Source organism: Pseudomonas sp. 5P_5.1_Bac1 (genome assembly GCF_025466015.1).
Classification (GTDB): Bacteria; Pseudomonadota; Gammaproteobacteria; order Pseudomonadales; family Pseudomonadaceae; genus Aquipseudomonas.
Genome location: NZ_JANLNX010000037.1, coordinates 40,536 through 53,467 on the forward strand (window position 1 = coordinate 40,536; position 12,932 = coordinate 53,467).

Consider the following 12,932-nt stretch of genomic DNA (forward strand, 5'->3'; position numbering starts at 1 on the left):
GCAATGGTTTAAAGCAATAAATTACATTACAAAGCCGCTTTTCTGTAAGTAATCTATTAGTTCTGAAATGCGAATAAATGTATTTTTGCCATTGGGATTACCTTCTGCACCTTTAGCAGCTATACCGACGGCGTGATAACTTGAGTTGATAACAGGCCCTCCGCTATTTCCTGCGTACAAGGTTTTGTCGACCTCGCTGTGCTTAACATCATGCAATGGGTATTTGTAAGTAATACGGCATTTCAGAATGCCAACGTGACTGCCGATCTTATGATTGGGGAATCCAAGGACCGCGACGCGTTCCCCAATATTTGGCTCTCTCGTTACCTCAAGTGTAAAGTGTTCGAGTCCGGTAGGAGTATCGTTAATCCGAAGGACAGCAAGGTCAAGGTCTTTGTTTCGAATTATGACTTTGGCTTCATATATACCTTCGCCTTCGCCAACTCTATACACGCAGCACTCGGAAAACTCATGTCTTCTCTTTTCACTGCGATGGGCGAGATTATGCTCGCAGGTGATTAGCAGGCCGCCTTGAATCATGAAAGCAGTACCTTGGTTTTGCACCAGTTCGCCATCAACTGTTTCTGATACCTCAGTTACCCAGCATTTGCTCTTGATGAACTCGCCGACCTTGAAGTTGTTTGAGTCTTCAGGGGTGGAGATCGGAGTATTAGGCACCTTGCTCTTAATAGGCAGCATATTATAGCGTTGCGCAAGCCTTCGATAGACTTCTGACTCTTCACCAACAACTTGTTTTATGAATAGCAAACGACCTTGAAGGTGTGATTCAAGAATTCCGGAGCTATTTGGATTTTTCTTCTTGTAAATAACATTAGCCGCTTCTTCCCCATGTTTTTCAAGGGAATGTATCAATGCGGCAGTTTTCCTAATATAGGTGCGAGGAACATTTGGTTTTTGATTGGTAACCAGCCCCGTGACTAGACGCCTCTCTCCTGGTCCTTGTAGTCTCACCTTGTCAAGGTTAATTGCGAATCCGTGCTGGTGCACTATTGCCTCAAGCTCCTGGCCTACTCTACTGTAGTAGTGATTCGGTTTGCCGTTTGAGAGGCTGTATTCAACTACATTCTTCGGTAGGTATTCTGCAGGGCTGTAAAATGAAAACGTTATGTCATCGGCATATCGCGTATAAACAGCCCTGTTTCTCTTAGCCAAAGAATATAGTTCGCGGTCTAGGCTAGAACATAGCATGTTTGAAAGAATTGGAGAGCTAGGCGCCCCCTGAGGGAGTATACCGTTAACCGTTGCTAGGTGGGCAATAACAGACGCCGTCTCGGCTGTTAGCGAGTAGGGCTTGGCAATTAGCATTCCGCGAATTCGCCGGAAAGTTATAGTGCCGAAGAAGTTCTCTAAATCAATGTTGAAAACATACTTCTTTCGGCAGTGGGGATGTGCGTTTGCAACAATGGAGCTTCCTTCACGGAACGCCTTTACAGGCTCGCGTGGCGTGTAAATTTTTTCAAGCAAAGATGCAAGCCTACCCTGAAGCGTTTTAAGCTTATCGGACGGAGCCAGAATCCTACGCTTGCCCCCACTTTTTTTGGCTATGTCGAAGGCCAAGTAATGTCGGTGCATGTCCCCAGCGTAGTATAGGCGCTTGATCTTGCCGTAATCCGTGCCGAGCAGCTCCGCAAGTTCTCCAGGTGTGGTCGAAGAGTTTAGTGGGATAAAGCTTAAAAAAAAGCCTCCATTCATATTTCACCCTATTCCTTTGAGCGTAACGTCTCAGAGTCGCTGAGTGCCGTTGCTTGTGGCTTTTTTGAATCGGGTCGCATTTGAACAACCCTATTTAATACCTGAATGGAGGCAAAGCGAAAGTACGTCAAAAAACTACCAACCGCAAGCCCCTCGCGATGACCCTGGTGGCTGTCCGAGAAGTGGCCGCAAGCGATGGGGGCAGGGGACCAATCGACGCATGGAATGCTTGCTCTGGATCCCTCATACAGCTTTTAAGGTTTCGCTACCCTTTCGAGTGGCGCTGTCTCTCAAGATAAATTCAAATGAGTGTCCAGTGCGGCTATTGGATGGTCACCCGTAAAGCGATGCCGCACCCGGTCGTAATGATCAAGCAAACCTACGCTGGATGACTAATCACCACACGCTCAACGGCAGTAGCCCCCGTATCTACGACTAAGCTCATCCATCGTAGGCCACTACTAGTATGCGTTATTGGTCAGGTTTGATCGATCTAGTGTCTTCTAGACGGCAGAGCGCATTACGCGTAAAAAGCATCAAAAAGCCACTACAGGGAACGTATATGAACTCGTATCAAGCGATTGTGGAATGGGCTGCAAAAGACCTGCCAGAATGGGAGGCAGACCTTGTCCGTCGTCTTCTACAAGACCCAGCATTAGATCCAGAGCAGCTTAAGCAAATAGCGAAAAACGCTCTTTGCGCTTTTGGGCTTAATGAGGATAACGAATGTAAGGAGTGTTCGCCTCCAGTTTATGAGCTAGACGGATTGCTTGCCGAAACCTCCGTCGAACCAATAAAGCTGTGCAGTATTGATATGGTGGAAAATATCAATGCCATTCATTCAGAAGCTAAGCTGCCTTTTGGACACTCAGGGATTACACTGATATATGGAGAAAATGGCTCAGGCAAATCTGGGTACAGTCGTATATTGAAAAGCGCCTGTTTTGCTAAGCATGTTGAGTCTACTCTTCTTGGAAATATTTATAAGCCCAAAACACTTAGGCAATCCGCTCGCATAAGCTATTTAAAAAGCGGTAATCGAGAAGAGTGGACGTGGGTGCCGGGAAAAAAACATGCTGAATTAGCTTCGATCAATGTGTTTGACACCGACTGCGGAAAAACCTTGCTTGATAGCAATAATCGTGTGACTTACAAGCCTCGAGGCGCGAATATATTCGATCATGTATCCCAAGTCATAGAAAGCGTCAAAGATACAATGCAATTAAAGATGCGGGATGCGAAAAAGCCGGCTATTAGCGGCTTAGAAGATAGTGCAGAAGTTCAAGCTTGGTTGAGTCGACTGTCGGAAAAAACTAACATTGACGAGCTAAAAAGTAGTCTGGCTTGGAGCGATGCTGACGCCACCGAACTAACGCTGTTGACAAGCGCTATTGCTGACTACGAAAACGGCACTACAGTAAAAACCATTGCGAAGCTAACAAAAATCTCAGCAGAGAGACTTCCTCGAGCGATCCAGAAACTCGCATCCGCCGTAAAAATACTAGCCGAAACGAAGCCGGAGGAAGTCGCGAAATTACAAGCTGCTGAAGTTGCCGCAAAAAAAGCCTACGACCTCTCTTTAACTAGCTTTGACAAAAAAGACCCGTTAGAAGGAGTTCACTCCGATCCTTGGAAAATTCTCTTTACGGCCGCCCGAGACTACTCAACTTCTCATGCCTACACTGAAATTGGGTTTCCAAACACTAGTGCTGACGCCTTGTGTGTCCTTTGTATGCAACCACTGGACGACGATGCAAAAGCGCGTCTTGAACGTTTCTGGCAATTTATGCAAGACAAAAGTAAGTTGACTTATGACGCAGCTTGCATAATTTTAAAAAGCACTAGAGATGAAATTTCCGGTTTGGTTTTACCCGAGCCGGAAGCATACGAGCCTCTTTGTAATGAGTTGGTGGAGACCCTAGGCTCAGACTGTGGACTTGCTGAAGCATTTCGTATCTTAAAGGCTAGGCAAGACTTTTTTACCTCAGACCAGCCTCATGACATCTTGTACGACAAGAGCATTGTTTCTGCTGAGAATATTAAAAGCAGTATTTCTGAGAATATTCAAAATAAGCTGAATGAGCTTCGGAAGAACATTTCTCCAGAAAAGTACGAGTCAGATAAAGTAAGCTTAAAAAAGAAGACCAACAAGAAGCTGCTTTCAGATGCTTCCGAAAGAATCGCTAGCTATATTGATGACCTCAAGCACAACAAGAAAGTTGAGAGTGGCATAAATTCACTTAGGCAGACTAAGACGCGGTTTTCTGGCAAGGCGAAATCAATTATCTCTCAACTAGTCACGCCTGATTTCATCGATAATTTCAAAGCGGAGCTAAATGCATTTGGTATCAGGCTGGAGGTTGATATAGCCCCGATCGTGAGGGATAGCGATACTTCTCATAGTTTCTCGATAGGCGCGCAAAAGCCAGGGAAAGTTCTGAGTGAGGGCGAGCAAAAAGTTGTTTCGTTGGCTGCGTATCTCGCGGAAATAAAAACATTTGCAAACTTGTCCCCCATCGTTTTTGATGATCCAGTTAGCTCTCTTGATCACGTATATCGTGAAAAAATTGCCTCCCGCCTCTGCTCGGAAGCCTTGTCTAGACAAATAATAGTTTTTACACATGATCTCGCACTTATCATGGAGATTGATGGCAAGTGTACTGAAATGGCTTTGAATCAGAATACACGCCCTGCCGTTTCAACATTCACAGTCAGAAGAAATGGTAGAGATTCTGGCTTCTGCCATTTAGATGCGCCTTGGCGTGGGATGAGCACAAGTAGCAGGGCGCACCATCTGGAACAAGAGTTACAGTCATTCAAAGATCTTTATGAGGCGGATATTTCAGCTTATAACGAGAAATCTGCGATGTTGTATTGTCTGCTGAGGGAGGCTTGGGAGTCGTCGATTGAGCAAGATCTTTTCTTTGATATAGTTAGTCGCGGAAGGAATAGCGTACAAACTACGAGAATAGGACAGATAACAATCGAGTCTTTAGATGCTGCTCGAGTGACTGCTAATATGTCCCTTGCGAGCACTTGGATGTACGGTCATGATAAATCTCGGGCTCTCTCGGAAAATAGGCCGGAGCCAGCAGAGATAAAAAATCATATTAACGAGCTAAGAGCGTTTGCAAGCGACATTGCTACCCGTAGAAAGGCTGCTGATAAAGCATTCAAGGCTCAGGTACAGCCTCTTATTAGCACCTTTGGATAGGTTCAGGAGGCGGTAAATAAAGGGTGGATTTATTATTTATAAAATATTTCCACCCAATTGATCATGGGCTGAATTCATTGGCTGGTTGGATATAAATTAATTAAGCAGCTTCAATTTCAAATCAGCCAATGGAGGGTGCGAGTGTCACTGGTCAGACTCTGTACAAACGCGTGGTTATGTTACATGTAAAGGCGTCGCTCTTTACGATAGTGATTTCAAACCACTGCGAATCTGCAAGTGCAGGCCCAACTCGGCTGGAGGGTACAGCCCCGCTGTTGTCCTGTTGGCCGTCGCACCTGAGTGATGCACCAGGCTAATCTGAGCTGTAGCCACCATTGGGCCACGTGCCTTTCGCAGCCATGGAACACCTTTTGTGTTCCTGCGCCTTCGTGTTCCACACCTTGCTAAATCGTGTTCCTCGGCTACAGGTCCCATGTTATGTGGCTTTCAGCGGTTTCGGAACACCAAGAACACCAAGAACACCATTTTTTAGCGATTACCTTCCCCGCGCCCCGGAAGCGGCTAAGGCCTACAGCGATGTAAGCCCCTGGACTGCCTGAACTGGCTTGGGACTTTGGCCGCTTGGCGGAGGCTTGGACCGGGAAGCCCGCAGCTGTTTGTTAGCGCCAGTTCACTGGATTCGGTGCGCGGAATAGGCGTCTACATTTGCAGTTTTTTGGGTCCTCCCCACTCCCCCCTCCCTACACGGGTACGGGGACTCGCGGTTTCCCTACAGCTGAGATTTTCCTTGGGATGTCCGTCTTCTGTTTCATTCGGCTGAGGCCCGAACGATCCCGAAAGCTTGACTTGACGCTTGCTAGCAGGGCACAGCTGCATTAGCCAGCCAGCCAGCCAGCCAGCCAGCCAGCCAGCCAGCCAGCCAGCCAGCCAGCCAGCCAGCCAGCCAGCTAAGCGGTCAGAAGACAGGCAGGCAGAGCTGCAGTTTGGCGGAAGGTGTCTTGCGATGCCGCCGAAGCAGAGGGCGAGGGCGAGGGTGAGTTGGGTTTTAGGTATATGGTTAGGTATACGGTTTGGAGATATAGAGGCTAGAGGTCAATAAAAACAGGGTCTATGGGTGCCTGATTCGACTCCTGTCTCCGGCACCAGTAAAATCAAGGCTTGCAGCGATGCAGGCCTTTTTTATTTTTTGGGTGGGCTAGCATGGGGCTATCAAGATGAGCAGCTATGAGCGCTGGGAAACATTAGGATTTCTGCCCCTTTTTCATCCCGCCTCGCGCCTAGTTCGCCCAGCTCTGGCTGCAAGTCCGATCCAGTGCAGGACTAGCTCTAGCGCGGTTGAGCTATTTCGTTTGCTCCAAAAACGACGAAGCCCGCACTGGGCGGGCTTTCGTTCGTCTTCATCAGTTGGGTGAATCGCCCCGGGTTCTTTAGACACCCTGCAAGCTCATTGCGTAACGCTTTTCAAACTCTACCGGCGACAGCTGATTGTTGAAACCATGACGACGTTTCGCGTTGTAGAACATCTCGATGTAATCAAACACATCACTACGTGCACCTTCCCGTGTGGGGTAGATTTTCCGCCGGATCCGTTCCCGTTTCAGAAGCTGGAAAAAGCTCTCGGCCACGGCATTGTCATGACAGTTGCCTCGGCGACTCATGCTGGCAACCAAATTGTTCGCTTTCAAAAAACTGCGCCAATCTGAGCTGCTGTACTGGCTGCCCTGGTCGGAGTGAACCATCACCTCCTGTTTCGGTTTCCGCCTCCAAACCGCCATCAATAACGCATCAATGGCCAAATCACTGGTCATCTGCGACTTCATTGACCAGCCAACGACCTGGCGAGAAAACAGATCCAGCACCACTGCCAAATATAGCCAGCCTTCATACGTACGAATGTAGGTGATGTCGGTGACCCAAACCTTGTTGGGTTCTACGACATCAAACTGCCGCTTCAGCAAATTGGGTGAGGCGACCGCTGGCTTACCGCCGTACTTTCCAGGGCGGCGTCGATAACCTGTCTGAGAGCGCAGACCTTCAAGACGCATCAGCCTTGCCACACGATGACGACCACAATCCTCACCGGCCTCGCGCAGATCGTCATGGATTTTGCGATAGCCATAAACGCCGCCGCTCTCCAGCCATGAATGCTTGATCAAACCCAGTAGTCGCTGCTCGTCTTTGGCTCGTAGAGATTGCGGCTCAGACAGCCAGGCGTAATAACCGCTGGGATGGACTTTCAGCGTCAGGCAAAGCCGTCGAATCGAATACTCGCCCGCGCGCTGCTTGATAAAGGCGTACTTCAGCCGCACTCCTTGGCAAAGTACGCGGCGGCCTTTTTTAATATGTCTCGCTCTTCAGTCACCCGCTTGAGTTCCGCTCGAAGACGACGCAGCTCAGCGTGCTGATCATCATCCTGCTGCCGCTCTTCTTGAGGTTTACTGTAGCGCTTTATCCAGGCATAGAGGCTATGCGTCGACACGCCGAGACGAGCCGCTACATCAGCGACAGGCAGCTTCTTTTCGGTCACTTGATTGACCGCTTGGATTTTGAATTCTTCGGGGTAACGCGGGTTGCTCATGGCACCTCCTAATTGGCCTCAGTTTAAGGCAAAGAGGTGTCTACGAAACCCGGGGCGATTCAATGAGCCTAGGGATGGCAGCAGTCTGCATTAGCAGACTGCTAAGCCTTTGGACCGCAAAAGAGAAAGGACCAATGTTTGGGGCGGCAGAACCATCAGCCACTGCCAGCGAAACTCTAGGAGTTCGATTTCTGTATCACTTTCGAGATTGAACTTGAGCAATATATAACAATTACAGAAGAGGGCGTGACGCCCTCTTTTTAATATAAACTACTTGCTATTGAGCCCTATTGGTATGGTGCTTATTATTGGTCTCAGTGGCAAAATACTTGTGATTTAATACGGCCGGTCATTGCCTGTATAGAGCCAAAACGGTTGCCGTTTAAACCTGATCTTATTGAGCCCCGTAAACCTTAAATTGGTAGCTAATCAAAACTAGTAATTTGGGCCTGCCAGAACGTCAAGAAGAGAGTGGGCGACAGGTCGTACAGCATCGGCTGTCGAATCATATCCATGTGGTGGAATGCGCAAAGAAGAATAACCCGAGTTGAGCAGGCTTAAACAATAGGCGTGGCTCTCTTCATTTAATTTTCCCGTGGAAGCCAAATAACGCGAATAGCTTGAGATTTCGCTCGCAGATGAACTAGACCTCAATCGTTCACTAATCAGACCAGAAAACTCACTATCAGTGCTGATTCTGAATTTGATGGCGTAATTTATTCTGTCCTGAAAGCTCCACAACGAATGTCTCGGTCGGTTGACCATCGCACTGACAAGTTTTTCTAACTTTTCGCCTTCAAGCCTTTCAGTTCCTATGATTATAGGAGTTACAAAGCTATGATCGTCACGGTCATCATATGTCAGCGCAGACACTACTTCATTGAGGCTTTGGTTGTGGGGGGCATAGATTGCCAGTGCCGCAATACCAGACTTGAAATTGCTCTCGAAAGCAATAGACTGCAACTGAGCTAGGATATTGACGTTTTGTGGGAATTGATGCCGTAATATATAAGAGGCTTCGTAATAGCTTTGCAATCTATTCCAAGAGCGGTCTTTGTCATCTCTATGAATTTTCACTGCTTTTAAACACTGTCGGAGCAGTAAATCACTTCTGGGGACTTCCTTGGCGAGAGCCTGCAATACCGCGACTTTATGAAACTCTGTTGTGCGCAAGCAATAGTCTAAAAAGCGTTGTCGCAAATCTGAACTGAAAGAGACATGTGGAGCGACGAGCTCCCAAAAACGCGACTCGTCAGTAAAGTGTCCAAGCCTTGAGAGAAACTTTCCGTCGAAGCTTTTTTCCAAGTCACCCCAATGCTCGGCCACTAATCTGATCAGCGCTGGCGGTTCATTAGAGTAGTGCCCTAGTGAGATATCTAGAGGCTTTTTGCCCCACTCTAGAGTGGAAAATTGCTCTGTTGCTCCATACACAACTAGGCCGGCGAACGCCGCCGCTCGCCGATCGTCATGATCGTGTCCGACTGCCATTGCATCTTTGAGCAGACGATCCACAACGTGCTTCCTCTCGGTACCGACTGAGAGGAGTGCCTGATAGTTTTTTATGGCGGCGTGCACTTTAAGGGGGCCGTCTACTTCATGGTCATATCTCTCCAGTATCTCCTTGGCAGCATCGTTGCGGTCGAACTCACTGGAGGCGGCATCAATGATTTGCAAACGCATAATAGCTGAGAGAGCTCCAATACGCTGAGCTATAAGCTTCTGAACAACCAAATCATCCCGATAGACTGAGGCAAACAGCCCAAGGGGGGGATTACGCTCTTTAAGCCTTTCTAGGGCGAAATTTTTGACCCTGCTATCTTGAGGGTAGAGAGCAACCAATGGACCTAGACCTGAATACATTTGATCTGGCTCGCGCAATCCCCTGCTCACCAAGATGTCTTTAATTTCTTTGTGGTTAGAGATATTCAACTGCCTGAAAGCAGAAGTTATTATGTCAAATCTAACCTTATGGCCAGAATTTAGGATTTTTAATAGCGCCTCAATGCACGCTTCGTGGCTATAAATTTGAGGGTACAAGCCAACCAAATTAACCTTTCGCTCATCCGGCCACTTAAGTACCTCTTGGATCAAATCTCGTACTTCAGGGAGCTCTGCTGCCCAACCGCTAATCAAAGGCGCTAGTAACCAGACGACGGAAAACCCCTCTGCTGTTTTTGTCCTTTCAATCAAGTATCTTGTAATTCTTGGATCTTGAATGCCGTCATATACTGGTCTGGCTACATACTCTTGATGCTCTATCCTTTTGGAGGTTACCGCGAGCACGAGTAACTCTCGAATTTCACCATCCATTTCCGCGAACTTCAAAAGCTGGCTCCAGTCTTCCCCCATTCGCAAGACGTAGGGATGCTCTGACTGCAACTCATTCACGATCCATGCACATATCTTACGATTTTTAGCACTACAGCTGAGGATATAATACCGTGCTATTTCTTTCTCGATCTCGCCGTAGGCTCCGAAACCTCCGTTCAAGGTGCCCAGGCAAATATCTATTAGTCTGTCTTTGTCCAACCATCCTTGTACCAAACTTTCCCCAATCTGTGCGTGATGCTCGTAGCTTACTCTATCATGCCAGGCAGACATTGACAGTAGCGCTGACAGATCAACTTCCTGATGTAGTCTCAATTGAACTTTGCACCAGATAGCACTCAGTTGAAGTGCCTTTTCCGTAGCGGCAGACGCTGTAGCTAGAAATTCAATCAAATTCGGATTATTGGGCCAGCCAATGGTGAGAGCCTCTAGAGTCCTTGCCACCACTGCTAAATCGGAGTCGCCACGAATGAGCGTCATCAGCCAGCTTTCAACCTCAAAATTGCCTTTGTAGACAAGTCCCAATGATTGAGCCGCGGCTCGAGAGTTGGCAGGGTTATCATCCTTAAGCCCATGTTTTAACAAACTGAGTTGGTGCTCTGACTGCTCCCACTGTGTCAGTGTTGAATAAAAATCTTTCAAATACTCCTTAGTACGTATGCCCCAGCGGTTGATGCTCTCCGAAGACTTCTCCCTGAGTGTCGGGTTATAAATTCCCCCTAGTGCAACTGCAAGGTGAGCACTCCGCTCGCCACCCCACCCAGCACCTTCAATGATATCCAGGCTGCGTTCTGCCAGTCTTATAGCAGTAGGACGATTAATCTCAGCCCCGCTAAACACAACATCGGCAAGAAGCAAGCGCCGCTGCAAAGCGCCAATCACATCAGCCTCAGGTTCATCAATAACCTGTACGATTTGCTCTGCTTCAGAACGCCTGGTGTTCCGAGCGATCAAATCGCCGAATACACTTCTCCAGCGAAAACTGCTTGCATTCGCGCGCACAAAACCTAGGATTTTCTCAATCGGCCAGCCGTGTATATGGACGGATGCCAGATACTCTTCCAAGCTGGCATGCACAAAGCCTACCTCCTCGCGCCCTTTCTCAACCAGCAGTCCCATCGTCTCTGCGTTAACTGCAAGGATCTCGTTGGCGACTTCGGAAGCCTCGCGAGCGGTGTAGGAATACCCTTCAGGGTCAGTAAGAAACGTTTTTATGCAGTTACGAGCCAATTGGAGAGGATACCCAGCGTCTCCCCCCTCCACTCGGATCTCAAATGCGAGCGCAGCGAGCGCTTCCCTGCGCACGTCAATGGATGCTGCCGGGGAAAATCGCGGGCTCACGTCTCCCGCAGCCGTGGCTCGGCTAGACGGATGAATCTCCAACAGCAGGTCAGTCAACTGGCTCAGCGCTTGGACTTTGTTGATCGGCAAAACCAACTGGCGAACGGCCAACGCAATCAATCCCAGCAATAACAAGGGGGTCTCAGCGAGAGTGGCCAATCCACGCCCTTTATCAAGCTCGTTGAAGAATCGCTGAGTCTGCCAGGCGATTGATTCTTCATGAGAGGGTTGATCGTTGTTGAAACCTACATTTCGCGAGAACCACGTAGTTGCAATTTCCCTTTGCTGCACCTTCGATAGCGGCGCCAGGAGTCCCACTGCCCAGTTGTCGGGAATCCCGCCGATTTTCGATAGCCCTCCGGGTCGAGCACTGACCACTACCGGAATCTTGTGTGCGGCCACAATCGTCAGCATGGCAAGCAAGGTAGTGCGAGCTGCCTGTTCATTAGCCCATTCGTCCAGTCCGTCGACAAGAAGCACTACCCGTGACTCATCAATAGCTTGATCAATTAATGCGACGAGATCACTAGTTAACTGAGGCTGCCAGGTCGCACGGATTAATTCTTTTATGCCTACAGTTCCCCTACTGGCCTCACTAAGGCGTACCCACTTGGCGAAAGAAATGAACAACGGTAAATGGCGTCCCCAGCGTTTAGCAACGTCAGTGAATCGTCCCTGGTCGCCGAGCAAATCAAGCGCTAGGCACCTCAGCACGGTACTTTTTCCGCTTCCGGCATGGCCCACGATGGCGATCTGATCAGCCCCTGCTAGCCATTCCAGGATGGGAGTTCGGCGGTAGTTTTCCGCCTGCCGGCTTTCTTCCTTTTTTACAGGTGAACGTGCGTCAGCTCGCTGCGGGTTGGACATCGGTGAAGTCGAATCCTCGCTTTGGCTGGACGCCGCTTGACTAACAACAGTTTCCCGCAAGAGAACATCAGGTGTGGAGAAACGATCAAGTAGTGAGATGGAAGCCTGAGGTCGATCAGAGAAAGGCGTTGGAGCACTCACTGGAATTCGGTCCAGAAGTTCGAAGCCTCCTTGGTAGGCACGATGGAGTTGCGTCCTAATTTTATCTAGCTCGCTGCCATCCAGCCGCAACAGCAGCTCTTGGCTTACTGTGTCTCCAAAAAATGCTCTGGCGCATTCACGGCCAAAAAACTCCAATACGATGTCTGGGTTATTTCGTAAAACGGTACACAAGTCATGACCGCCAAGCACCTTAAGGGTTATTCCCTGGGCCCGAAACAACTCCGCTTGTTCTTCAATCGCATTCTGTAGTCCAACATCATCTACAGCGCATTGCACGGCGATGTAAAAAATATCAGTTCTACTCGACCAGCTTCCAGCAAGGAATGTTACACAGGCATCCTTCAAATTTGCATGTGTGTATTTTGCATAGCATTTCGCCTGCCAAGTTTCGTATCTGCCATTGCGTTTTCGGGCATAAATATCTATTCCCTGCTGCGCTTGTCCTGCCCTTCCATATAGGCTATGGGATTCAATATCTGCCTGTTTTCCAGCCAATCGATAACACAGCTTTTCAAAGTTCTCCCATCGTAACTCATTAAATGGCAACGTCTGGGCAGCCGTTTGAACTGAGATAAAAGGTGGGATATGACTTGCCGGAGCGGTGATTGCGTTTTCCGTCATTTTAGAGGATCCATGTGCAGATACGACTCCTATCATTGGCGCCGGTAGTTGTACATCATATTGGGTATTGATGTGGTGGAGTCAATATCCTGCTTGGTGCTAGGCGGCTTGAAAAAGCATCGAGCTATTGCCTTGACAGACCTATGT

At 48.5% G+C, this 12,932-nt stretch carries 4 protein-coding genes; 1 reads left to right on the forward strand and 3 read right to left on the reverse strand.

Going from position 1 to position 12,932, the window contains the following annotated elements:
• Positions 1 to 21 precede the first annotated feature (21 nt).
• Positions 22 to 1,713: a reverse transcriptase domain-containing protein gene (locus NTD82_RS06445; protein WP_262128114.1), complete on the reverse strand. Its 1,692-nt coding sequence runs from the start codon at positions 1,711 to 1,713 to the stop codon at positions 22 to 24.
• A 562-nt stretch (positions 1,714 to 2,275) separates the two neighbouring features.
• Between NTD82_RS06445 and NTD82_RS06450 the strand changes: the two genes are divergently transcribed.
• Positions 2,276 to 4,927, forward strand: coding sequence for an AAA family ATPase (locus NTD82_RS06450; RefSeq protein WP_262128115.1), 2,652 nt, complete (start codon positions 2,276 to 2,278; stop codon positions 4,925 to 4,927).
• A 1,388-nt stretch (positions 4,928 to 6,315) separates the two neighbouring features.
• Here the strand turns inward: NTD82_RS06450 and NTD82_RS06455 are convergent.
• Positions 6,316 to 7,466 (reverse strand): IS3 family transposase gene (locus NTD82_RS06455; protein WP_262128116.1). Its coding sequence is split into 2 segments (ribosomal slippage): positions 6,316 to 7,229 and positions 7,229 to 7,466, totalling 1,152 coding nucleotides; the frame shifts between segments, so codons are not numbered across the junction.
• 435 nt (positions 7,467 to 7,901) lie between these two features.
• Positions 7,902 to 12,785: an NACHT domain-containing protein gene (locus tag NTD82_RS06460; protein WP_262128117.1), complete on the reverse strand. Its 4,884-nt coding sequence runs from the start codon at positions 12,783 to 12,785 to the stop codon at positions 7,902 to 7,904.
• Positions 12,786 to 12,932 lie beyond the last annotated feature (147 nt).

What these genes read in the sequence shown, in the direction of transcription:
- NTD82_RS06445 (WP_262128114.1), bottom strand. Translation starts at nt 1,713, where the DNA reads ATGAATGGAGGCTTTTTTTTAAGCTTTATCCCACTAAACTCTTCGACC.
- NTD82_RS06450 (WP_262128115.1), top strand. Translation starts at nt 2,276, where the DNA reads ATGAACTCGTATCAAGCGATTGTGGAATGGGCTGCAAAAGACCTGCCA.
- NTD82_RS06460 (WP_262128117.1), bottom strand. Translation starts at nt 12,785, where the DNA reads ATGACGGAAAACGCAATCACCGCTCCGGCAAGTCATATCCCACCTTTT.